Origin of the sequence: Parafrankia soli (assembly GCF_001854695.1) — a bacterium.
Taxonomy (GTDB): domain Bacteria; phylum Actinomycetota; class Actinomycetes; order Frankiales; family Frankiaceae; genus Parafrankia; species Parafrankia soli.
The window spans coordinates 21,023-43,016 of sequence record NZ_MAXA01000252.1; the positions used below are offsets into that span (position 1 = coordinate 21,023).

Sequence of the window (21,994 nt, forward strand, 5' to 3'; positions counted from 1 at the left end):
TCGACCAGCGGCCTCCAACGCGTTCGCCGCCCGGCCGGGAGATAGCCGAGCCATAGTCGTCGGATGGCCCGTCTCATGCTCGTACTGGGTGCCGTGCTCGTCTCCTGCATGGCGACGACGTCCTGCGGGCCGGCCTCGGACGGGCCGGGGTCGGGGCCGGTACCGCCCTGCAGCCTGCTGACAGTGCCGGAGATTCGAGCCGCGATCGACGCGGCCTGGAGCCCGGGCAGGCAGCAGGTCTCTGAAGGGGACACGGATGCGATCGGATGCGCCTTCAGTTCACCGAAAGGGTTCGTCATCCTCTGGAGTTCCGCGCAGGACGCCGAGGCAGGCTATCGGTCATCGCGCGCGGCTCCGACCCAACAGCCGCAGCAGGATCTGAGCGGTGTCGGCTACGAGGGTTACGCATACACCAGCCCCGGCAACGTCCAGGAAGTCCACCTGCTGAAGGGTGACGCGTACGTCTCGGTCGCCGTCGGGGCAGGAGCCCCGCCGGGCACCGCCCGCCATTTCGGTGATCTTGTCGTTGCCGGACTCCCCTGACCGCCCGGTGCCTGCCGAGACGACCTGCACCTCCGATCAAGATCGACAACGGACGGGGTGTCGTCAACGCGGTTGATTATCTTGAGGATAATTCAAGACTAAGAGGTCAAACCCCCGGCACGTCACGGTGATCCGGACACGGCATAGGCAACCAGGGCGCCTACCGGCGTGAAGGCGGCCGAATCGCCGTCATCATCGTTGACCATCCGGGGGATCGTTCCCGTGCGGAAGCGGGCGGATCCCCTGCGGCGCTAGGGTGATCGCATTATGACGAGAGCGATCAGGGGCGATCAGAACGAGGCGTCGGCGCCTCAGCACAACATGATCACCGAGTGGCTCGAGGCCGACGCCGAGCCGCGGCCGTGGCGGAAGCCAAGACGGCGGAAGGTCCTGTTCGCGCTGGCCACGGTCCTGCTGATCTCACTGACCGCGCTGACCGCGCTGCTCTGGCCCGGCAGTGAAGCGGATGCCCCCCTGCCCAGTGCGACCCCCGAGGAGTGGTCCCACGCCGCCCCGCTCGAAAAGACCCTCTACGGCCATACCGGCTGGGTGCGGTCGGTGGTGTTCTCCCCGGACGGGCGCACGCTGGCCAGCGGCTCCGACGATGACACGGTGCGGTTCTGGGACATGTCCGACCCCACCGACCCCACCCCCCTCGGCAAGCCCCTCACCGGCCACACCGACCCGATAGCGGCGGTCGCGTACTCCCCCGACGGACGCACCCTCGCGACCAGCTCCACCGACCGCACGGTGCGGTTCTGGGACATGTCCGACCGCGCCGACCCCACCCCCCTCGGCAAGCCCCTGACCCGCCACTCCACGGACCCCACGAGCTGGGTGGCCGCGATGGCGTACTCGCCTGATGGCCGCACCCTCGCCACCGGCGGCCTCGACAACACGCTACGGCTGTGGGACGTCACCGACCGTACCAACCCCACCCCGCTCGGCCCGCCCCTCACCGGCCACACCAAAACAGTGGCGTTCCTGGCGTACTCCCCGGACGGGCGCACCCTCGCCACCGGCTCCTACGACCGCACGGTGCGGTTGTGGGACGTCTCCGACCGCACCAGTCCCGCCCCCCTCGGCCCACCCCTCACCGGCCACACCAACCCGCTGATGTCGCTCGCGTACTCCCCCGACGGGCGCACCCTGGCCACCAGCGCCTCCGACTACTCGACGCGGTTCTGGGACGTGTCCGACCGCACCAGGCCCACTCCCCTGGGCGAACCGATCTTCCTGGGCGACAGCCCGAGCGTCTGGTGGGTGGTGGGTCTGGCCTACTCCCCTGATGGGCACACCCTCGCCACCATCTCCGGCGACCGGCTGGTGCGCTTCTGGGATGTCACCGACCGCACCAGACCCACCCTCCGCGGTCAAACCCTCACCGACCAGACCGACCGACTGGAGTCCGTGGCGTTCTCCCCGGACGGACGCACCCTCGCGACCAGCTCCGATGACGGCACGGTGCGGTTGTTGACGCCGTGAGCAGACCCCTCGCCCGTGGAGCGCCCCACAGTCACCGTGCCAGGCGACGRCCGAACTCAGCCAGCCCCAACAGTCCCACCAGCACAGCCAGTACCAGGAAGAGGGGCCACAGGGGACCGTTGTCACCAACGAACCTCGGCCCGCCGACGCCGGTCAACAGCAACAGAGTCGTGGCGGCAATCTGAACGCGACGCCCAGTGCGCCGCCGTCTGGTCAGGCTGTTCTGCTGCACAGCATCCGTGACTACCTGACGGTGTTCACGCAACCAACGGCCAGGATCGTCGAAATGGCTGCCCCCGGCCGCGACGATGGACCGATGCAGCGCCGCAGGGTTGTCGGCACGCAACAGGATCCCGTCGACGTGAGCTTCCGGACGGCAGCGGGAAGGCACACCGCGCCTGGCTCGCCGAGCGCGACGGGTGATCCAAGGGTGTTCTGATGTCCCGTTAAGGCTTGTTTAGGACGGCGGCGCTGTGATGGTCGGAGCCGGCTGAAGCCGGATCCTTCGGGAGGGGCGTCTGATGAGTTGGCGGGATCGGTTGTTGCTGCGCCGGTACGGCCAGGGCCGTTCGAAGAGCCGGGCCACACTGCTCGATCGGGAGGCCAGCCCCACGGACCTCGCCGACCTGCGGGCCTTCGTCGCGGAGCGGACCGGGGTGGAGTTCTACGTCGAGCCGGAGACGACCGCGACCGACACGACGGTTGTCGCGGTGGACCGGGACGGCGACTGGATCCGCCGGCGAGTCGGGACCCCGACCGTCGCCGCCAAGCTGGCGAGGTCGGTGGGCGTGCCCGTGTACGACGCCGCGGTGCTCGGGTATCCGCGACGGATGCGGGAACGGAACCGAAACCACCGGAGGTGACCCCGTGGCCGGTCGGCCCCCGGCTGTGCCGGGTGCGTCGGATGGTGGTGGTGAGTGCCACCTATGCCAGGCTGGCCCGTCTCCCGGGCGGAGGAATCGGCCGGTTGGTGCGGTAATGAGTCGAACGGCTGGTGGGGGGCCTGCGGATCACCCACCGTGACCAGCCGTGTCGGATCGCACCGCGCGGAAGGTGTCCTCAATAGTGATCTTTATTGTGCTGGCGTTTCCCTTCGCACTCATGTTGATGATGTTGGCGATGCACGCGATCGAGCTTCACCTCGACGCGCCGTCGACGCCGGCGCTCAGCCCGGCACGCCGCCGGTCGGCGGTCGCCGCGGCGAGGCCGGCACCACTGCCACTGCCCGCCCTGTCCCCCGCGCGCCCGTCGCTCCCCGCGCCGATCGCCACGACGATCCCCGGTCTGCACGCACTGCCCCCGTTGCCGGTGCTGCCCGCACTCCCAGCCCCACGCTCGGCGACCTCGGCGACCTCGGCAACCACAGCGACCGTGCCGATGGTCATCGCGACCGTGGCGGTCGCGGCGCCTGTCACGGGATAGGACGGCGGCCAGCGGGTCGCAGCCGCCGCCGATGCCGGCGGACCCGCCCCTCCTCCGTCACCAGAACTCCCGGAGGATGCCCCGACCTTCAGGCCGGGAGGAATCCGGTGTCCCGCGGAGCGGGGCAGGGGCAGGCGATCCGCCGCCAGGCAGACCGCCGTCGAAAAGCGCAATTCAACAGGTGGATGATCTCGCTGTTGAGAAAGTAGATGTCTTATTTCGCGATTTTGGCGAGATGGGTGCGAGGGTCGTCCGGTAGCGGGATGTTTGGATTCTTCGTCGTTGTGCGGCGATGTTATGGTGTGATCGTGTCCAGGTTCCGGTTGTATCCCGATGCGGTGCAGGAACAGGCCCTGCTGGTGCACTGTGGGCATGCCCGGTTCGTGTGGAATCTCGCTGTCGAACAGCAGTCGTGGTATCGGCCATGGCGTGGCCGGGTACCGGGCTATGCGGAGCAGAACCGGCAGTTGACCGAGGCCCGGTCGGCCAGTCCGTGGCTGGCCGGCGGGCAGTGTCATCGTGCAGCAGCAGGCTTTGCGTGACTTCGCGACGGCGATGGGGAACTTCTTCCACGGTTCGCATCGCAGGCCCACTTTCCGTAGGCGTGGGCGTGGTGAGGGGTTCCGGATCGTGGCGGTGAAACCGGGCGACGTGCGGCGGGTGAATCGCCGGTGGGCGCGGGTGCGTGTCCCGAAGGTCGGCTGGGTGAGGTTCCGCTGGACCCGTGAGGTGTCGGGCGCGCGGTCGTATCGGGTGACGCGGGATCGTGCGGGCCGCTGGCATGTCGCGTTCGCCGTGACCCCCGCTCCGATCCCCGCGCCGGGCACCCGTGCGGTCGTCGGGGTGGACCGTGGGGTGGTGGTGTCGGCGGCTCTGTCGACCGGGGAGCTGCTGTCCTGTCCCGGTCTGGGAGCTGGGGAACGGGCGCGGCTGGTCCGGTTACAGCGCCGGCTGTCGAGGGCCCGGCGTGGGTCGCAGCGGCGCGGGCGTCTCAAGGTGCGGATCGCACGCTTGCGTGCCCGGGAGGTTGACCGGCGCAAGGACTGGGTCGAGAAGACCGGTACCGATCTCGCTCGCCGGTTCGACGTGATCCGCGTCGAGGACCTGAAGATCAGGCGGATGACCCGCTCGGCCCGGGGCAGCGTCGACGCGCCGGGAACAAACGTGCGGCAGAAGGCCGGATTGAACCGGGGCATCCTCGCTCAGAGCTGGGGTCTGCTCGTCGCCCGGTTGAAGGAGAAGGCCCCCGGCCGGGTCGAGAAGGTCCCCGCCGCGTACACGAGTCAGCGGTGTTCTGCCTGCGGGCAGGTGGCGCCGGGGAACCGCGAGAGCCAAGCGGTCTTCCGGTGCGTGGTCTGCGGGCACACGGCCAACGCCGACGTCAACGCGGCGATGAACATCGCGCTTGGGGACATCGCGGCCGGACGGGCCGTGACCGCGCGGGGAGGCGCGGCATTGGCCGGGCCCGTGAACCGCGAACCTCAACACCACGCACCGATTCCAACGGGTGTGTAGGAGTTGGAATCCCCCGCATTCACGCGGAGGAGGACGTCAAACCAGGCTCTCCATGGTTCGCTCCGCGTCCCGGACGCGGATCTCCCCGGACATCAGCTTCGGCGACAGCGCGTCCCGCAGCCGGGCCAGCGCCGCCGACTCCGCGTGCGCCGCCTCGCCGCGCGCGTCCAGCGCCGCCAGCTCGGCGCCGATCCCGGCACACCGCTCGGCCGCCGGCACCGCGATCACCAGGTCGTTCAGCTTGGCCCTGCTCAGCTCGGTCTGGCCGGTGCTGCCCTCGCCCATCGACGCGATCCGCGGCTGCGCGGCCAGCAGGGCGAACGCCCCGCACACCGGGTCCAGCCGGTCCGGCGCGAGCCGGACGACGGTGACATGCGAGTCGACGGTCGCCCGCGTCGCGTGCACCCACCTGGCCACTCGGCCCAGGGTGCCGATACCCGTCGAGTTGACCAGGACGTCGTCCGCTCTGAGCCGCTTCGCGGCGGGGACCGTGGCCGGATCCGTCCCGCGGGCCGGTGCGAGGTCGACCCGGCCGGCGCGCACACACTTCTGGTTGAGCACGACGAGCGCGGAGTCGTCCGCCGTGTACCGGGGCGTGATCCCCCGGGTCAGCGTCTCGACCAGGTCACCGAGCCTGAGCTCCCGGCGGCCCGGCCCGCGCGTCGCCGCCGCGTACCGTGCCTCGGCGAGCTCCCGGGCGGTCGAGGCAAGCCGATGGTTCAGCGCGATCTTGTCGTCGAGGGCGCCCAGCACCGCCGCGATCGCCCGCTGTTCGGGATACGCCGGCGCCCGCAGCTCGACGGCGGCTATGTAGTTGCGGTTCAGCGACGGCTGCGCGCTCCCCGAGTTGAACCGGGCAAAGTCGATCGTCCGCAGCAGAAAGTAGAGGAAACGCGGATCGTTGCCCTGGAAGTCCTCGACGAACAGCACGGTGTTCAACGGCCAGTAGTCAGACGGCACGTACGTCACCGTTCCGATTGACGAACCACTGCGCCCGAGAGTGATCCCCGGCCCGGCGATCGGCCCCCGGTCGTGCCACCCGCTGACCCCGGCGGAGCCGACCACCGGAAAACAACCAGCCCGGCGTTCCGGCGCCGGCAGGTCGAATCCCCGCCGCAGCCGAACCAGGTCAGCGAGCGAGCTGCGCCGCCATTCAGGCATCGAGGCGCTCCAGTTGGCTGCGAACTTCCTTTTCCAGGCGAGCGGACTCTTCGAAGTGGATGAAGAGTTCCTTGGCGAGACGCTCGATCTTCTCGGCCACCGGCTCGTCGTTGGAAATGTCGGCTTCGGCGGCGCCTACGTAGCGGCCCGGGGTCAGGACGTGGTCGTGGGTGCGGATCTCCTCGGTGGAGGCCGAATAGCAGAAGCCGGGAATGTTCTCGTAGGCCAGGCCCTTGTCGCGGGCCGACTTCGCGCCACGCCAGGCGCGGTAAGTGCCGGTGATCTTCTCGAGGTCACCGTCGGTGAGGATGCGCTCGGTGCGGTCGATCATCGTGCCCATGTTGCGGGCGTCGATGAACAGCGTCTCGCCGCGCCGTCCGGCGAGCCGGCGGGCGCCCGGCTGGCCCTTGTCCTTCGCGAAGAACCACAGGCAGGCCGGGATCTGGGTGGTGCGGAACAGCTGCGGCGGCAGCGCGATCATGCAGGCCACCAGATCGGCCTCGACCAGCGCGGCACGGATCTCACCCTCGCCGGACTGTTTCGACGACATCGAGCCGTTCGCCATCACCACGCCGGCGGTCCCGCGGGAGCCCAGCTTGGCGATGATGTGCTGCAGCCAGGCGAAGTTCGCGTTGCCGGTCGGTGGGGTCCCGTACCGCCAGCGCTGGTCGTCGACGGTGCGCGCCCAGTCGGACATGTTGAAGGGCGGGTTCGCCAGGATGAAGTCGGCCCGCAGGTCCGGATGCCGGTCGTTGCGGAAGGTGTCGTCCCACCGGGCGCTCAGATCGCCGGTGATCCCGTGGATGGCGAGGTTCATCTTCGCCAGCCGCCAGGTCCGTTCGTTCGACTCCTGGCCGTAGACGGCGATGTCGCCGGAGTGGGTGAGCCCTCGGTGCGCGACGACGAACTTCTCCGCCTGGACGAACATGCCGCCCGAACCGCAGCAGGGATCGTAGACCCGGCCCTCGTAGGGCTCCAGCATCTCCACGAGCAGCCGGACCACGCTGGCCGGGGTGTAGAACTCACCACCGCGCCTGCCCTCGGTGCGAGCGAAGCGCTCCAGGAAGTACTCGTACACCTCCCCCAGCACGTCCCGCGCCGGCCGGGTCGCCGCTTCCGTCGGAACTCCGGCGGCGGATTCGCCGAAAAGCGCACCGTCCTCGCCAGTAGGCGTGGACGCGGGCCGCTCGGTCGCCCGGTGGCCGGTGAAGCGGGCGTCACCGAGCAGGTCGACGAGCTCGCCGAGCCGGTGCTGGTCGACGCCCTCGCCGTTGAAGATCCGTGGGAGGACGCCGGTGAGCGCCGGGTTCGTCTTCATCACGGCGTCCATCGCCGCGTTCAGCAGTTCCCCGATGCCGGCGCTTCTCGCGTTCGCCGCGATGTGCTCCCATCGGGCCTGCCCCGGCACCCAGAACACACCCTGCCCGGCGTACTCGTCGACGTCGTCGAGGAACTCCTCGGCCCGGGACTCGTCGATCCCGTCGGCGAGCACGTCCTGCCGGATCTGCTCGCGCCGCTCGGCGAACGCGTCCGAGACGTACTTGAGGAAGATCAGGCCGAGGACGAAGTCCTTGTACTGGGCGGCGTCCATCGAGCCGCGCAGCTTGTCGGCCGTCTTCCACAGCGTCTCGCGCAACTGGGCCATGGTGGGCGGTCCGGCCTGAGCGGACTTCCTCCGCGGGGGCATGGATCTCCTTGCGATCGTGGAACCGGCTGGTCAGGGGGTCGGGTTCGGGGCGTCGATCAGGGTAAGCGTGCCGTCGGTCAGCCCATAGACGGCGGTGCGGCATGGTTCGCCGTCTCGGCATGAACCGCGGCGGTCACCGTCCGGGCGGCCGCGGCGACGTCCGGGTCGAGGCCTTCGCCGGCGGAGAAGTCGCGGCCGGAGATCGCGTAGATCACGACGTGCTTCGGTAGTCGGCCGAGGCCCCGTCCGATCTCGACGGTGTCGGCGAGGCCGAGCGCGTGGGTCGACGCGGCGCCCACGTCCCGTGGCAGCGCGTGGTCGTCGGCCTCGACGCGGTGCACGGTTCCGGGCGGGGCCGCCGAGTCGGCGGCGTCGATGATCCAGACCGCGTCGGCCCCCTCCCACGCGAGGAGCAGGCTCGTCGGTTCGCCCTCGGACTCGAGCACGTCCACACCCGGCGGGGGCCGGCGGCGGAGCAGGCGGGCGACCTCCAGGCCGACGGCGTCGTCGTGCCGGTAGAGATTGCCGATCCCGATGACCGTCAGTCGCATTCGAGGTGGAGGGTCAGGAAGTGGGTCGCGCAGGAGATGCAGGGATCGTAGTTGCGGACGGCCTGTTCGCAGCGCCGGACGAGTTCGGCTTCGGGCAGGTCCAGGCCGCGTTCGACGACTCCGCGCAGGTCCTCCTCGATCGAGCGCTGGTTCTGGGAGGTCGGCGGAACGATCTTGGCGTCGAGAACGGTGCCGTCCTGATCGGTCGTGTAGCGGTGGTAGAGCAGGCCGCGGGGCGCCTCGGTGGCGCCGTACCCGGTTCCCGCCCGGGGCCGGGATTCCAGTGCGGGGAGGTCGGGCTCGGTGTAGTCACCGATGATCCGCAGTGCCTCGTCGGCCGCGTGGACCATCTCGACGCAGCGGACGATGATGGCGCGGTACGGGTTGCGCTCGGGTGGGCGCAGGCCGATGTCGGCGGCCGTCTCGCGCGCCGCGGGTGCCAGCCACCGTGCGTTCAGCGCGAAGCGGGCCAGCGGTCCGACGAGGTAGGAGCCGCCCGTGGCGAGGGTGGAGTGCAACGCGTTCGACCAGGGGACCTGCTCTTCGGTGAAGTGCCGGTCGTAGTCGGCGGCGGCGATGTCGAGCCCGTCGGTCGAGACGATCCGGCCACGTTCGACGGGATACTCACCGGGTTGGTGAAGGGCGACGAAGGTCTGGGGGATCTCGTCGTCGGGGAAGTCCAGGCCGGCGGTGAACCCGGCGGCGTCCCGGGCGATGTCCCGGGCCCGTTCGAGCTGGGGGACGAGGCCGGTCAGCTCGCGCCGGCGGGGTGCCCGGTACCAGCCGCCGACCCGCGCGTTGACGGGGTGGACCGACCGGCCCCCGATGACGGTCATGAGGCTGTTGCCGGCCTTCTTCAGTGCGAGCGCGTTCTCCACCAGGGCGGGGTCGTCCTGGGCGAGGTGGATCGCGCTGTCGTAGCCGAGGAAGTCCGGCAGGTGCAGGAGGAAGACGTGCAGGGCGTGGCTCTCGATCCACTCGCCGCAGTAGATGAGCCGTCGCAGCGCGGCTGCCGGGCCCTCGACGTCGAGGCCGCAGCTCCGTTCGATGGCCGCGAGCGCGCTCATCTGGTAGGCGACGGGGCAGATGCCGCAGATGCGGGCGGTGATGTCGGGGGGCTCGGTGTAGGCGCGGCCGCGCAGCAGTGCCTCGAAGAACCGCGGCGGCTCGAAGATCTTTAGGCGGACCTCGGTGGCACGCCCGTCGACGATCCTGATCAGCAGCATTCCCTCGCCCTCCACCCGAGCCAGCGGCGGGGGCGTGATGGTCCTAGTCGTCATGATCGGACCTCCCGCCACCCTCGTTGCCGCCGCCCTCGCTGCCGCCGGACGCGGCGCGGAACGCGGGCTCGCCGCCGTCGACGGTGACCAGGGCCTGCAGGTCGGCCCGCTCCTGCCAACCGGCCAGCTCCCTCCGGTGGAGGAGGTCCGCGGGGGTGCGGCTGCCGACCAGGACGGCCACCTCGCCGTAGTCGTCCCGCCGGCGCAGGATCGCCCGGATCAGCGGGCGCAGCGGCGCCAGGCCGAGCCCGCCCGCGACGACGACGACGTCCGAGCCGGCGGCCGCGCTCAGCGGCCAGCCTCGCCCGAACGGACCACGCACCCCGAGGACGTCGCCCGGGCGGGCGGCGCAGATCGCCTCCGTCACCGCCCCGACCGCCCGGACGGTGTGCACCAGCGGCCCGTCGTCGCCCGCCGGCCCGTCACCGCCGGCCGGCCCGGGACAGCCCGCCACGGACAGCGGCACCTCGCCGACACCGAAGGCATAGACCATCGTGAACTGGCCGGGCTCCGCGCCGAGCGGGGCACCGCGGAGCGGTTCGAGCTCCAGGGTCCAGGTGTCACGTGTCTCCTGGCGGCGGCGCGTGACGCGGAACGGCCGCGGGGTCATCTCCCCGGCCACGCCGTCAGCCCCGGTCCGGGCTTCCGTAGACATCGAGCAGTCGAAGACGGGTCGCCCGCAGGCGCTCGACGAGCACCTGCGCGAGGTGGGACAGCACGTCGTAGCCCAGCGCCGGGTCCTGCTCGAACCTGTGTCGCAGGCAGGAGCCGTCGACGGCGCTCGCCCGGACGAGGGAGAGCGCGCGGGCGTCGAACGCCGCGTCGCGGGCGCATCGAGCGAGCAGCGCGAGGTGATCCGGGCGCATGCCGGCGAACACGCCTGCCTCGCCCAGGGGTGTCTCAACGGATGTCATCGCCGGCCTCCCCCGCCGGACCACGGATCAGCGTCTCCGGGTCGCCGGCCGCCGAGTTCGCGCGGATGGCGGTCAGTTCCTCGGTCACGTCGATGCCGACCGGGCACCAGGTGACGCACCGGCCGCAGCCGACGCACCCGGATGTGCCGAACTGGTCATGCCAGGTGCCGAACTTGTGTGTCAGCCACTGGCGGTAGCGGGAGCGTCCGGAGGCGCGGACGTCGCCGCCGTGGGTGTGGGAGTGGTCCAGTGAGAAGCACGACTCCCAGCTGCGCCAGCGCTCCGCCGTGCCGCCGGTGAGGTCGCTGACGTCCTCCACCGAGGTGCAGTAGCAGGTCGGGCACACCATGGTGCAGTTGCCGCAGCTCAGGCACCGCTGCGCCACCTCGTCCCAGCGCGGGTGTTCGAGGTTGTCCGCGAGCAGGTCGCGCAGGTCGGCCGCGTCGACGGTGCGCCCCATCCGGTCGGCGGCGCCGTCCACCGCCGACCGGCCCGCGGCCCGGTCGGACGCCTCGGCCGCCCGTCCGCCCAGCTCTTCCAGCACCTCGACGCCCCGCGGGGTGCCAGCCTCGAGGAGGATCCGGTGCTCACCGTCCAGGATCTCGCTGAGGACCAGGTCGTAGCCCTCCCGCACCGCGGGGCCGGTGTTCATCGACACGCAGAAGCAGGTGCCGCCCGGCTCGTGGCAGTTCACCGCGATGACGAACACCTCGCCGCGCCGGGCGGCGTAGTCACGGTCGGTGTGACGTCCACCGAGCAGCACCCGGTCCTGGATCGCGATCGCGTGCAGCTCACACGAACGCACGCCGAGGAACGCCACCGCGCCGCGCGGCCCCGGCTCCTCCTCCACCTCGAACCCGCCGTCGCCGTCCCGTCGGGTCGTGAGCAGGCGCAGCCGGGGCGGCAGCAGGTGCTGCTTCCACGAGTGCGGCCCGACCGCGTAGCCGAACAGCGCCGCGTCACGACGGCGCTCGAGCCGGGGAGCTGCCGGCGTCCTGGACGTCTGTCCAGCCCACCGGCAGCTCCCCGGCACCGCGGATCTCGTCGTAGACGATGGCGCCGTCGCGCACGGTGGGGCCGACGACCTGGTAGCCACGCGCCCGCAGCACGTCGATCAGGGTCCCGACCGTCGCCGGCCCGACGACGGCGTCGGTCACACCTGTGTGCGTCACCCTGCCCCCTCATCCACCCGGACAGCGACAACCTTCTGTAGCGGGTTCCATACCCTTCGCTTTCGCCAGGGAACATCGACGTCAGGCGGAGATCTCCGACGCGACGACCCGAGCCGAGAAGGCTGTGCCGACGACGGCGAGCGGTGCGTGATCAGAAACGTTCGGACGGCCGGAAGCCGGGCAGGAAGAAAGCGTGAGGAACCGGCTACCAGACGCTTACGGGGGCGGGCACCGCTCCGCGGGCGGAAGGGCGGTGTGACGTGCTTTTCCGTGATCGTATGGACGCGGGCCGGCAGCTCGGCCAGAGGCTGGCGCATCTCCGTGGGCTGGACGTCGTGGTTGTCGGGCTCACCCGCGGCGGGATTCCGGTCGCCTACCAGGTCGCGCGGGCGCTGGGCGCCCCGCTGGACGTCATCCTGGTCCGCAAGCTCGGCGTCCCCTTCCAGCCGGAGCTCGCGATGGGCGCAATCGCCGAAGGGGACGTTCGGGTCATCAACCCCGAGACGCGGCTGATGGCCGACATCGGCCCGGACGAGCTGGCCGCGGTCGAAGCCCGCGAGCGGCTGGAGCTGGACCGCCGGATCCGCCGGTTCCGGGGCGCCCGGCCGCGTGTTCCACTGGCCGGTCGCACCGTGGTCGTGGTGGACGACGGGATCGCCACCGGGGCGACGGCGTCCGCCGCCTGCCAGGCGGCCCGCGCCGCCGGCGCCACCCGGATCGTGTTGGCGGCTCCCGTCGCACCGCCGGACCGGATCGGATGGCTGCGCCGGGACGCCGACGAGGTCGTGTGCCTGCACACTCCGGACCGGTTCTTCGCCATCGGCACGTTCTACACCGACTTCACCCAGACGTCCGACGACGAGGTGACGGACCTGCTGCGCAGGGCGGCGGTCCTGGCACCGCAGGCACCTACGGCCGCACCGGCCGCACCGGCCGGGACGCACGAGACGCACGAGACGCACGGAGCGGCCACGCCGGGCGCGACGCCCAACCCGCCGGGGCGCGAGGTCGAGGTCGACATCCCTGCCGTCCCGGTCCGGCTGACCGGGCAGCTCACGGTTCCGGAGAAGGCCGGCGGTCTGGTCGTGTTCGCCCACGGCAGCGGCAGCAGCCGACACAGTCCCCGTAACCGGTACGTGGCCGACGTCCTGGGCGCCGCCGGACTCGCCACCCTGCTGTTCGATCTGCTCACCCCCGCCGAGGAGATCGACCGGGCCAACGTGTTCGACATCGGGCTGCTCGCCCACCGCCTGGTGGACGTCACCGGCTGGCTGCGCGGCCAGCCGGGCGTGTCGCACCTCCCGGTCGGCTACTTCGGGGCCAGCACCGGAGCCGCCGCCGCGCTGTGGGCCGCGGCCGAACCCGGCTCCCGCATCGCCGCCGTCGTCTCCCGCGGCGGCCGGCCGGACCTGGCCGCCTCGAAACTGGCCGCGGTGGCGGCCCCGACCCTGCTCGTCGTGGGCGAGCACGATGACCTCGTCATCGACCTCAACCGGCAGGCCCAGGCCCGGCTGCGGTGCGAGAACCGGCTCACGGTGGTCCCGCGGGCCACCCATCTGTTCGCCGAACCGGGCGCGCTGGAGACGGTGGCCGCGCTCGCCCGTGACTGGTTCGTCCACCACCTGACCCTGGTCACGCACCGCGGCTGACCCCGTCGCGCACCGGCCGGCGGCGGGCCGGGCTCTAACGGCGGCCCGCCGCCGCGGCATGACGTTCGGCGGCGGCCGCCGGCGTGGTGACCGGTGTGGCCGCCGTGGGCAGAGGCTGCCAGCGGTCCGAGAGACGGTCCTCCAGAGCGGGCATGGTGGTGTACTCGAGCTCGTCGAGGCCGAGCCGGTGCGGTTCGAAGGGACCGTGCCGGCGCAGGTAGTCCATCACCTCGTTGGCCTGCGCCCGGGCGCGGTCGAACGCCGGGTCGTCGAACATGTCGCGGGGGCCGATGAGCCGTCCGCCGGAGATCTGGAAGCCGAGGCACACCACCCGGGGTGGGCCGTCGAACCGGGACGGGTGCGCCTGCCCGGCGGCGACCGGCATGAGCGGCGCGTGGTGCGAGCCGCGCATGCTGCCGGCGACCGTGTAGGCCAGGGCGAACGGTTCGAGGGCCTCGCCGACCGCGGGCAGGCCGGACTGGCAGCGCACGATCATCACCGGGTCGTCCTTGCCGACATACCTGCCGGCGATCAGGGACAGCCGCTGGGTGCTGGTCGCCACCGCCTGCTCGGCCGAGGTCTTCGAGGTGACGCTGTGCAGGACGTAGCGGGCCGGCGCGCCGATGTACATCAGCAGGTCGTACATGTCGGCCGGGCAGTCGAAGACGATCCGCTTCTCCTGGTACAGGTCGTACACCTCGAACTGGAAACCGGCGTGCATCTTCGCGTCGATCACCAGCCCGGCGGTGGTGAACGGGTCGGCGAACATCCGGAACAGCGGGAGGTTCCAGGCTCCCGGCTCGGTCTTGTCCGCCAGGAAGCACAGCACCGTCTCGGACGGCCGTTCGGTGAACTCCAGCTCGGCGTAGCCGGGACCCATGCCCCGCAGGTTCCCGGAGAAGGCGTCGGAGAGCAGGTCCTGCCCGGTCCCGTAGAGCCCCAGATCCCGAGGGAGGCCCAGCAGTCCCGGACCCGGTCGAGCAGGTCGCCGCCCGAGGTGTTGGTGAAGGTCCGGTTCATACCGGCGAACGAGGCCCCGGCGGTGTCCTCCTCCGTGGCCGACGAGCGGACCGCCACCCACTCGGCACCGAGCCGCTCGTAGGCGTCCAGGACGGCCCGGCGAACCGTGTCGGGCAGTTCGACGGCACCGACCCGCTTCGCCAACTCGTCCGCCACGGCCGCGCACGCCGCCGGATCATCCGGGTCGAGGCCCGCGGTGCGCGCCGCGAGCTCGGCACGCAGACCCGCCCGTTCCACCGTCTGCAGGTAGGCCGATGCCGTGATGACAAATCCCGGCGGGACCGGCAGACCAGCCCGGACCAGTTCTCCCAGGTTTGCGCCTTTTCCCCCGGCCAGCGCCGTATCGCGCACGGACAACTCGTCGAACCAGGCCACCAGCGGTGTATCAGCCTCCATCAACGTCACCTCACCAGAGCTGCGCAACAAACCTGACCGCGCTACTCCAGACCTTTCTCTCAGCCATACCCATGACCGGATCGGCTGACCGCCTGCCGCTGTCAGGCCATCCCGGTTCGCAGCCGATACACTTCTCAGCCGGCGGCCAAATCGGGCCGAGGCCGGATTGATACCTGGCGCAATCGTAATTTCTGACCCATTGCGACCTTGGCTGACATCTCTGACGTCACCAAAAATGGTGGTAGTTCCGGTCGAAGGACGTTCGACGGGAGGAACCGATGCCCGCATCCGGCGTCACGATGATCGAACGAAGCGTCGACAAGACCTACGAGTGGCTCAACCAGCTCGCTGACGCGCTTGGTAGTCCCGGTGACCGCCACTATGCGTACCGGGTGTTGCGGGCGGTCCTGCACACGCTGCGTAACCGGCTGCCGGTGGACGCGGCGGCGCATCTCGGCGCTCAGCTGCCCGAGCTGATCCGCGGGATCTACTACGAGGCCTGGCGGCCATCGGCCACCCCGCAGCCGTATCACCACGCGGCGCAGTTCCTCGACCGGGTCGCCGCCGAAGCAGGTCTGACCGGGGAGACCCAGGCCGGCTATGCCGTGGCGGCAGCCGCCCGGGTGCTACGTCAGCACATCACCGCCGGCGAGCTGGATCATGTGTGCGCCGCGCTACCGACCGAGATCTCCGCTCTGCTGACCGACGCGAAGTCCTGAGCGAGCTGCTGGATGATCTCCTTCGGCCAACGCCGGCGCCGGCGGCGGGCCAGCACGTCCGGCCCGTAGACAACCAGCCGCCGGGCCGCCTTCCGCCGATCACAACGGCGTCGCCGGCGCCCAGCCGAGGTGGGGGGCGACGGTTTCGGCGATGTCCTCGAGCAGGCGCAGGTTGTCGCGCAGCCCGAAGGCGGGCGGCAGGAACGCGATGAGCTCGTCGCTGACCGCCAGGCTCGGGTCGGCGAGCAGCTGGTCGACGACGGCGGACGGGGCGCCGTGGTGCACGGTCGTCGTAGGCCGCGTAGCCGCGGGCGAGCTCCGGCGACGTGGCGGGCAGCACGGAGCGTGCGATGGCGACGCGCGAGGGCGAGGTTCCGGTGTAGGCGGCGCGGTAGGCCTCGACGGCGCGGGCCAGTTCGGCGCCGTAGTCGTCGATCTGGCCGTGCAGGATGGTGCTGAGCAGCAGTCGCAGCCCCTGGCGGCCGACCCGTTCGGCGGAGGCCACCGAGCCGCCGCCGTACCAGACCCGGTCCGGCAGCGTGGGGCTGGTCGGGCGGACGAACAGCCCGGTGCCCGCGGCGACGAGCCCGGCGGGGTCGGTCACCTCGCCCAGCTTCTCGCCGCGGATGCCACGCAGGAACGTGGCGAGCCGGGCCTGGGACTGGTCCCGCCCGTCGTTCGGCTCCTGGCCGAAGATGTGGTCGTAGCCGCCCTGGCCGGTGCCGAGGCCGAGCTGCAGACGTCCGCCGCTGAGCAGGTCGGCCGTGCCGGCGGCCTCGGCGAGCAGCACGGGATCCTCGTAGCGGGCGCCGATGATGGCGGTGCCGAGGCCGATGCGCTCGGTGTGCTGCGCGACAGCCGCGTGGAACACCAGCGGCGACGCGAGGTAGTTGTCGAAGTGACGCTGGTAGACCCAGCCGGTGTCGTAGCCGAGCTGCTCGGCCACCCGGAACAGCTCGATGCCGTCCCGCAGCCCTTCGGCGGCGTGCCCGGCGGGGAAGGCGATGCGGGAGTTGAAGCCGAGCCGGAGCCGGCGCGCCTCCCCCGCGGCCGTGGTGGCGGTGTCGTTGACTGCAACGGTCGTCACGGGGTGCTCCCGTCGTTGTGGTGGAGGAGGGTCTGGTGGCGCTCGTCGGCGCCGGCGGTGTGCTCGACCCAGGCCGCGTGCAGTCGGGCGTAGTGGCCGGGGACGCCGACGAGCTCGTCGTGCCGCCCGCTCTGGACGAGACGCCCGTGGTCGAAGACGAAGACGAGGACGCGGTCGGCGCGCTCGGCCGTCACCATGCGGTGGGCGATCGAGACCGTGGTACGCCCGACCGTGAGCGCGCCGAGCGCGTGCTGCACGCGGACGTCGGTCGCGGGGTCGACGCCGCTGGTCGCCTCGTCGAGCACGAGCAGGTCGGGGTCGACCAGGGCGGTGCGGGCGAGGGCGACGAGCTGGCGCTCACCGGCGGAGAGCCGGTCGCCGCGTGTGCCGACGCGGGTGTCGAGGCCCTCGGGCAGGGTGTCGATCCACGGCCGCAGGCCGAGCGAGTCGACGATCTCGTCGAGCGCCCCGGCGTCGCCGCGGACCCCGGCGAGGATGTTGTCGGCGATCGTGGCGTCGAACAGGAACGGGTCCTGCGGGACGACCGCGACGCGGCGCTGGAAGGACAGGTCCGACACCTGGCCGGCCGGGAGGCCGCCGAGCAGGACACGGCCGTGGCGTGGCGCGATCTGCCTGGTCAGCAGCCGGGCGAACGTGCTCTTGCCCGAGCCGGTCTCGCCGACGACGGCGACGTGCTCGCCCGCGGCGATGCCGACGGTCAGCTCCCGCAGCACGGGCGGGCCGTCCCCGTAGGCGGCGGCGACGTCGTGCAGGTCGACGGCGACCGGCCCGGCGGGCAGCTCGCGGGCGTCCCCGCCTTCGACGACACCCGACGGCGTGGCGAGGATCTCCAGCGCCCGGCGCCAGCCGACGACGGCGTTCTGGGCCTCGCCGAGCATCTGGACCAGCATCTGCAGGGGCCGGACGAAGAAGGTGACGAGCAGGAGCATCGCCACCAGCTCACCGGCCGACAGGTGCAGCGTCGGCTCCCACCGGGTGTGGGCGGTCGACCAGCGGACGCCCGCGACGATCACCACCACGGTGACGAACGAGATCGCGATCTCACCGAAGGCGGTGTTGAAGTGCAACGGGACGAGGGTGCGGCGCTGCGCCGACGCCGTGTGCTCGACGGCCTCCTCGACCATGGCGCGGCTGCGTGCCTCGGTGCCGGTCGAGCGGATGACGCTGATGCCGGTGACGGCTTCACCCACGGTGGACTGCAGCGCTGACACGCTCTCCCGGACCACGGTGAACCGGCGCGCCACCAGCGCCTGCACGCGACGCATCGCGACGAACAGCAGCACCGCCGTCGCCAGCACGGGCACCGCCAGCTGCCAGGAGTACACCGCGATCAGCACACCGGCGATGATCATCTGGGTGACGTTGACGAGCAGCATGAGGCCGCCGTTCTGCACGAAGGTCGTGACGGCGTCGACGTCGCCGGTGAGCCGGCTGACGAGGTCGGCGCTGCCGGTGCGCGCGAACGTCTCCGCGGCCATCTCGTGGATGCGCGCGACGCCGGCCGCGCGCAGCTCGGCGAGCGCGGCCTCCGTACGCCGGTAGACACGCCGGTTCAGCCACCAGGAGGCGAGCACCGCCGTGACGGTCGCCGCGGCACCGACACCGGCGGCGCGCGCGACCACGCCGGCGGTTCCCTCGTGCGGCTCGAGCAGGCCGTGGTCCAGGGCGTACTGGACGGTCAGCGGCGTCACGATCCGGCCGGCACCGGCGACGAACGCCAGCAGCAGGGTGAGCGGCAGGCCGACGGTGAGGACGGGCGTGGTGGAGGCGATCAGCCGGCCCAGCTCGCGCGCCCGGGCCCGCCCGAGGTCGGCGAGGCCGCGCTCACTCATCGGCCGGGTCCGATCCCGCCGGGTCCGATCCCGCCGCGTCCGGGTCCGCCCCGTGGGTGCCGTACGCGCCGAGAATCCGGCGGTAGTCGGGCTCGGCGCCGAGCAGCTCCGTGTGGGTGCCGACGGCGACGAGCCGCCCCGCGCGCAGGAAGGCGACCCGGTCGGCGACCGCGACCGAGCTGGGACGTCCGCCGACGATCAGCACGGTCGTCCGCCCGCGCAGGCCGGCCAGCCCGCCGAGCACCCGGCGTTCCACGGCGGGATCGAGGGCCGAGGTGGCGTCGTCCAGCAGCAGCACGCCGGGCTCGCGCAGCAGCGCGCGGGCCAGGCACAGCCGCTGCCGCTGGCCGCCGGAGAGCCGGGCGCCGCGCTCGCCGACCCGGGTGTCGAGGCCGTTGGGCAGGTCACGGACGACGTCATCGGCGCCGGCGGCGGCCAGCGCCCGCCAGATCTCACCGGCGGTGTAGGGACGCCGTTCGCGGGGATGGCCGTCGAGCTGAAGGTTGGCGTGGACGCTGCCGCCGAACAGCCACGAGGTCTGCCCGACGACGGCCAGCCGGGACGAGATCTCCCCGCGGGCGAGGTCGGTGGCGCGGACTCCGCCGATCTCGACGACGCCGTCGGTGGGGTCGTCCTGGCGGCTGAGGAGCTCGACCAGGGTGGTCTTGCCCGAGCCGGTCGGCCCGACGAGGGCGACGATCTCGCCGGGGCGCACCTCGATGTCGACGTCCGCGAGAAGGCTCGTACCGCCACGGATGAGCCCGACGCCCCGCGCCCGCAGCCCCAGCGCGGGGGCGGGCACGGGCACGGGCGGATCGCTCACCTGCCGTCCCGGCGCCCGCGGAGCAGGCGCCCGCGGGCCGGGAGCGGCGGCGCCGGGCAGGACGCGGTCTCCGTGGGCGGTGGTCTCGGCGGCGTCGAGCACGGCGGCGACGCGGGTGCGGCCGGCCACCGAGACCGGCAGCATCCCCAGGAAGCGGCTGATCACGTTGAGCGGGATGGAGATGGTCAGCAGCAGGTAGACGACCTCGACGAGGACGCCGACGCTGAGGTCGCCGGTCTCGACCCGGCGCGAGCCGACGACGAGGACGGCCAGGACCGCGGCGGTCGGCAGCACCTCCAGGAGCGGGTCGAACACCGAGCTGAGGTCGCCCGCCGCGGTGGTGGCCGCGCGCAGCCAGAGCGCCGCGGCACCGACCCGGGCCCGCTCGCGGTCGGCGATGCCGAGGGTCCGGACGACCTGGCCGCCCTCGATGCTCTCCAGCGCGAGCGCGCCGAACTCGCCGCGGCTGTCCTGCACCGCCCGGGCGCGCGGGCTGAGCAGGCGCTGGTAGAGCAGGTTCACGCCGAGGACGGAGCCGACGAGGCCGACCCCGACCAGCCCGAGCGCGGTGTCGTGCCCGAAAAGCTGGACGATCGCGACGACCAGCATGACGATCATCCCGAGCGCGAAGTAGAAGAACGTCATCGGGAACCACAGCGCGTCCACGTCGGACACCGCGGTGGACAGCAGACGCCCGGGCGGATGCCGGCGGTGCCAGGCCAGGTCGAGCTCGAGATACCGGCCGACGACGGACCGCCGGACCCGCGCCTGCGAGCCGTGCTGCACGTACCCGGTCGCGATGCCGCGGATGACGATGGTCACCCAGCGCACCGTGGAGACGCCGAGGATCGCGCCGACCGCGATCCACCAGGTGGCGCGGGCGACGTGGCCTCCGGCGAGGGCCGGGACGATCAGATGGTCGGTGACCCAGCCGATGGCGGCGGCACCGAGGATCATGGTGGTCCCATTGACGATGCCGGCGAGGGTGGCGATCAGGGCCGGCCGCGGGTGGGCGAGGGAGCCCTCCAGCATCGTCCGCAGCCCTGGCCACAGGGTCGCGCCGCCGCGCGCTTCCCCATCCAGGTTCCTACGTATGTTCATCAGGATGGTGAAGAATAGTGTCACCGTCCAGCCTGCAGCCGCGATCGAACCGATCAGGAATCGCGATAGATCACTGCCCGGCGAGCCCCGGATGCGCCCCAGCCCACGCCTCAGGCCGAAGGACGATTGGCCCTGGCATGTCGTGCGTCACAGCGCGACAGCTCGGATACCTCCGAGTCGCGGCACCCGACCCGGCCGGATCGCCGCCGTCGGACTCACCCGGCCGGCCGGTCCCATCAGCAGCGAGACGACCGCGGCCATCGCGGCTGTCGCCACGCCGACGAACTCCGCGAGCGAGGGCCGACGTGGCCTTCCGTGGACCAGGAAAGGACTACACGCCCAGCATGTACGCATCCGCGACCCGCACGACGACATCACGCGGAAGCAGTACGTGCCCCAGGACGGCCCGGCCGATGTTGCTTCGCTACAAACATGGCTACGTCGGCGCGGGCCCGAAACTCAATTCTCGCCACACCCAAACTCGCACACGATGCGAAACCGGCCCGTCACAAATTGTTCGACATTCGACGGGGTGCTGGTCCAGACCCAGTTTGACCCCGGGGAGGTCGACCCCCGGGGATCCGAACGGTCCGATCAACGGCCACTTGCCGTTGATGGCCAGATAGGTATTCTGGGCACGGCCGTATGGGGGTGGGATGGTGCGATCCGTGGTCGACGCGACGCTGCGCGCCTCGTCGGCGAGGGCGTGCAGGCAAGGAGCCCGACTCACCGCCCGACACTTTCACCTTGTTCCGGGAAGAGGACCGCCATGCTTCCCCTCGAGTCCGACGTCAACCCCGGCATACGTCGTGGTCCCGGAAGGACTTATCGCGGACATGCAGGATCGGCGACTCGGCTTCCTACAGGCCGACAGCATGTTTCATGCCCCTCGATCCACTGAGGTCGACGGCCGGCTCAGCGGTTGAGTGGCGTCACTACGAGCACGACGAGAAAAATCCCGACCAGTGCGGCCGCGAAGAGAAAGGCTCCAGCCGGAAGTCGCCCCCCGAACGGAATCCTTGAAGCTGCTTGCTCTTCGTCCTTCGAGTGTTCGGACCCGCAGGTGAATGGTTCGACATCCGCGAACGACGCCTGGCCACCCTCACCACCTCTGCGGGAAGGCGTCGAAGTCGACTCCCCCTTCGAGGTTGCTGGTATCTGCGCTGCCCTCGTCATCGCCGTCTCCCCCGACCGCCCCACCCGCACGCCCCGGTTTCCAGGGTCTTCGAAGTTAACCGGGGTGGGGCACGGTGACCTGACCGGGGCTGGTGACCGTGCGTGATGTTGGCTCGTCGTGGCTTTGTATGCCCCGCGTGGGACGCTGGCATGTCGTGACATGAAAAGACCCGCAACCCGGGCGATCTTGATTGTTCTCACGCAATCCAGACGCCACGGGGTTACGGGCTTGAACGATCATAGTAGTGCGGCGACGTTGCTGTTGGAGCTGGACGGTCTGGTGGTGCAGCGCGTCGAGCGGCAGGCCGACGGATCACGGCTGGCATGGCTTGCGACCGTGGACGAGACGGCGCGGGCATGTCCGGGCTGCGGAGTGTTCGCGCATCGGGTCAAGGGCATCGTGACCACCCGGCCGCGTGACCTGCCTTGCGGCTCCACCC

General features: G+C 71.3%; 19 protein-coding genes and 3 pseudogenes. 7 read left to right on the forward strand and 15 right to left on the reverse strand.

Going from position 1 to position 21,994, the window contains the following annotated elements; all coding sequences use genetic code 11:
- Positions 1–108 precede the first annotated feature (108 nt).
- Positions 109–543 (forward strand): hypothetical protein, encoded by a 435-nt coding sequence (locus BBK14_RS28705; protein WP_131802442.1) that lies wholly within the window; start codon positions 109–111, stop codon positions 541–543.
- Between the two features lie 267 nt (positions 544–810).
- Positions 811–2,028, forward strand: a complete 1,218-nt coding sequence (locus BBK14_RS28710; RefSeq protein WP_020461304.1) for a WD40 repeat domain-containing protein — start codon at positions 811–813, stop codon at positions 2,026–2,028.
- 31 nt (positions 2,029–2,059) lie between these two features.
- Here the strand turns inward: BBK14_RS28710 and BBK14_RS28715 are convergent, their stop codons facing one another.
- Entirely contained in the window at positions 2,060–2,374 is a 315-nt protein-coding gene (locus BBK14_RS28715) for a hypothetical protein (RefSeq protein ID WP_198541464.1), read from the reverse strand.
- A 175-nt stretch (positions 2,375–2,549) separates the two neighbouring features.
- Here BBK14_RS28715 and BBK14_RS28720 point away from each other — a divergent pair, with 175 nt between their 5' ends.
- Complete coding sequence (locus BBK14_RS28720; protein ID WP_071066326.1) at positions 2,550–2,891, forward strand: hypothetical protein; 342 nt, start codon at positions 2,550–2,552, stop codon at positions 2,889–2,891.
- 273 nt (positions 2,892–3,164) lie between these two features.
- Here BBK14_RS28720 and BBK14_RS37895 read toward each other — a convergent pair whose 3' ends face one another.
- Positions 3,165–3,413, reverse strand: coding sequence for a hypothetical protein (locus BBK14_RS37895; RefSeq protein ID WP_157904357.1), 249 nt, complete (start codon positions 3,411–3,413; stop codon positions 3,165–3,167).
- A gap of 345 nt (positions 3,414–3,758) precedes the next feature.
- Between BBK14_RS37895 and BBK14_RS28730 the strand changes: the two are divergent.
- Positions 3,759–4,965: pseudogene (locus BBK14_RS28730) on the forward strand (RNA-guided endonuclease InsQ/TnpB family protein).
- Between the two features lie 36 nt (positions 4,966–5,001).
- On the opposite strand, the gene BBK14_RS28735 reads toward BBK14_RS28730, so the two are convergent.
- The 8 genes from BBK14_RS28735 to BBK14_RS40795 form a co-directional block, all read right to left on the reverse strand.
- Positions 5,002–6,126 (reverse strand): restriction endonuclease subunit S, encoded by a 1,125-nt coding sequence (locus BBK14_RS28735; RefSeq protein WP_071066328.1) that lies wholly within the window; start codon positions 6,124–6,126, stop codon positions 5,002–5,004.
- On the reverse strand, positions 6,119–7,813 hold the full coding sequence (locus BBK14_RS28740; protein WP_071066329.1) for a class I SAM-dependent DNA methyltransferase: 1,695 nt from the start codon (positions 7,811–7,813) through the stop codon (positions 6,119–6,121). The genes BBK14_RS28735 and BBK14_RS28740 overlap by 8 nt, the downstream gene beginning before the upstream one ends.
- A gap of 77 nt (positions 7,814–7,890) precedes the next feature.
- Complete coding sequence (locus BBK14_RS28745; protein WP_071066330.1) at positions 7,891–8,364, reverse strand: hydrogenase maturation protease; 474 nt, start codon at positions 8,362–8,364, stop codon at positions 7,891–7,893.
- On the reverse strand, positions 8,355–9,644 hold the full coding sequence (locus tag BBK14_RS28750) for a Ni/Fe hydrogenase subunit alpha (protein WP_071066331.1): 1,290 nt from the start codon (positions 9,642–9,644) through the stop codon (positions 8,355–8,357). The genes BBK14_RS28745 and BBK14_RS28750 overlap by 10 nt, the downstream gene beginning before the upstream one ends.
- Entirely contained in the window at positions 9,634–10,299 is a 666-nt protein-coding gene (locus BBK14_RS28755) for a ferredoxin reductase domain-containing protein (RefSeq protein WP_241831920.1), read from the reverse strand. The genes BBK14_RS28750 and BBK14_RS28755 overlap by 11 nt, the downstream gene beginning before the upstream one ends.
- Positions 10,271–10,558, reverse strand: coding sequence for a hypothetical protein (locus tag BBK14_RS28760; protein WP_071066342.1), 288 nt, complete (start codon positions 10,556–10,558; stop codon positions 10,271–10,273). Before BBK14_RS28760 ends, BBK14_RS28755 begins: the two co-directional genes overlap by 29 nt.
- A complete protein-coding gene (locus tag BBK14_RS28765) occupies positions 10,545–11,591 on the reverse strand; it encodes a 4Fe-4S dicluster domain-containing protein (protein WP_241831921.1) in 1,047 nt (348 codons plus the stop codon). The genes BBK14_RS28760 and BBK14_RS28765 overlap by 14 nt, the downstream gene beginning before the upstream one ends.
- Positions 11,518–11,730: a hypothetical protein gene (locus BBK14_RS40795; RefSeq protein WP_241831922.1), complete on the reverse strand. Its 213-nt coding sequence runs from the start codon at positions 11,728–11,730 to the stop codon at positions 11,518–11,520. Before BBK14_RS40795 ends, BBK14_RS28765 begins: the two co-directional genes overlap by 74 nt.
- Before the next feature lie 260 nt (positions 11,731–11,990).
- On the opposite strand from BBK14_RS40795, the gene BBK14_RS28770 reads away from it, so the two are divergent.
- Entirely contained in the window at positions 11,991–13,379 is a 1,389-nt protein-coding gene (locus BBK14_RS28770; protein WP_071066332.1) for a phosphoribosyltransferase family protein, read from the forward strand.
- 34 nt (positions 13,380–13,413) lie between these two features.
- Here BBK14_RS28770 and BBK14_RS28775 read toward each other — a convergent pair whose 3' ends face one another.
- Positions 13,414–14,460 carry a fructose 1,6-bisphosphatase gene (locus tag BBK14_RS28775; RefSeq protein WP_083391314.1) on the reverse strand — a complete coding sequence of 349 codons (1,047 nt, stop codon included), beginning with the start codon at positions 14,458–14,460 and terminating at the stop codon, positions 13,414–13,416.
- Positions 14,388–15,083, reverse strand: a pseudogene (locus BBK14_RS41800) (PEP/pyruvate-binding domain-containing protein); the annotation flags it as partial. The pseudogene BBK14_RS41800 and the gene BBK14_RS28775, both read right to left, overlap by 73 nt.
- Here BBK14_RS41800 and BBK14_RS28780 point away from each other — a divergent pair.
- Positions 15,074–15,514: a DUF2267 domain-containing protein gene (locus BBK14_RS28780; RefSeq protein ID WP_071066333.1), complete on the forward strand. Its 441-nt coding sequence runs from the start codon at positions 15,074–15,076 to the stop codon at positions 15,512–15,514. The pseudogene BBK14_RS41800 and the gene BBK14_RS28780 overlap by 10 nt on opposite strands.
- Here BBK14_RS28780 and BBK14_RS28785 read toward each other — a convergent pair.
- Genes BBK14_RS28785 through BBK14_RS28795 form a run of 3 tightly spaced genes read right to left on the reverse strand, consistent with a single transcriptional unit; the run spans position 15,435 to position 20,378 of the window.
- Entirely contained in the window at positions 15,435–16,601 is a 1,167-nt protein-coding gene (locus tag BBK14_RS28785; RefSeq protein ID WP_157904358.1) for an LLM class flavin-dependent oxidoreductase, read from the reverse strand. The two genes, BBK14_RS28780 and BBK14_RS28785, sit on opposite strands and share 80 nt — an antisense overlap.
- Positions 16,598–18,454, reverse strand: a complete 1,857-nt coding sequence (locus BBK14_RS28790) for an ABC transporter ATP-binding protein (RefSeq protein WP_071066334.1) — start codon at positions 18,452–18,454, stop codon at positions 16,598–16,600. The genes BBK14_RS28785 and BBK14_RS28790 overlap by 4 nt, the downstream gene beginning before the upstream one ends.
- Positions 18,447–20,378, reverse strand: coding sequence for an ABC transporter ATP-binding protein (locus tag BBK14_RS28795; protein WP_071066343.1), 1,932 nt, complete (start codon positions 20,376–20,378; stop codon positions 18,447–18,449). The genes BBK14_RS28790 and BBK14_RS28795 overlap by 8 nt, the downstream gene beginning before the upstream one ends.
- A 1,405-nt stretch (positions 20,379–21,783) precedes the next feature.
- Between BBK14_RS28795 and BBK14_RS39330 the strand changes: the two are divergent.
- A pseudogene (locus tag BBK14_RS39330) lies at positions 21,784–21,994 on the forward strand (transposase family protein); the annotation flags it as partial.

What these genes read in the sequence shown, in the direction of transcription:
- BBK14_RS37895 (WP_157904357.1), bottom strand. Translation starts at nt 3,413, where the DNA reads ATGACCATCGGCACGGTCGCTGTGGTTGCCGAGGTCGCCGAGGTCGCC.
- BBK14_RS28760 (WP_071066342.1), bottom strand. Translation starts at nt 10,558, where the DNA reads ATGACATCCGTTGAGACACCCCTGGGCGAGGCAGGCGTGTTCGCCGGC.
- BBK14_RS28790 (WP_071066334.1), bottom strand. Translation starts at nt 18,454, where the DNA reads ATGAGTGAGCGCGGCCTCGCCGACCTCGGGCGGGCCCGGGCGCGCGAG.
- BBK14_RS28795 (WP_071066343.1), bottom strand. Translation starts at nt 20,378, where the DNA reads ATGAACATACGTAGGAACCTGGATGGGGAAGCGCGCGGCGGCGCGACC.
- BBK14_RS28735 (WP_071066328.1), bottom strand. Translation starts at nt 6,126, where the DNA reads ATGCCTGAATGGCGGCGCAGCTCGCTCGCTGACCTGGTTCGGCTGCGG.
- BBK14_RS28745 (WP_071066330.1), bottom strand. Translation starts at nt 8,364, where the DNA reads ATGCGACTGACGGTCATCGGGATCGGCAATCTCTACCGGCACGACGAC.
- BBK14_RS28750 (WP_071066331.1), bottom strand. Translation starts at nt 9,644, where the DNA reads ATGACGACTAGGACCATCACGCCCCCGCCGCTGGCTCGGGTGGAGGGC.
- BBK14_RS28710 (WP_020461304.1), top strand. Translation starts at nt 811, where the DNA reads ATGACGAGAGCGATCAGGGGCGATCAGAACGAGGCGTCGGCGCCTCAG.
- BBK14_RS28740 (WP_071066329.1), bottom strand. Translation starts at nt 7,813, where the DNA reads ATGCCCCCGCGGAGGAAGTCCGCTCAGGCCGGACCGCCCACCATGGCC.
- BBK14_RS28720 (WP_071066326.1), top strand. Translation starts at nt 2,550, where the DNA reads ATGAGTTGGCGGGATCGGTTGTTGCTGCGCCGGTACGGCCAGGGCCGT.
- BBK14_RS28780 (WP_071066333.1), top strand. Translation starts at nt 15,074, where the DNA reads ATGCCCGCATCCGGCGTCACGATGATCGAACGAAGCGTCGACAAGACC.
- BBK14_RS28705 (WP_131802442.1), top strand. Translation starts at nt 109, where the DNA reads ATGGCGACGACGTCCTGCGGGCCGGCCTCGGACGGGCCGGGGTCGGGG.
- BBK14_RS28755 (WP_241831920.1), bottom strand. Translation starts at nt 10,299, where the DNA reads ATGTCTACGGAAGCCCGGACCGGGGCTGACGGCGTGGCCGGGGAGATG.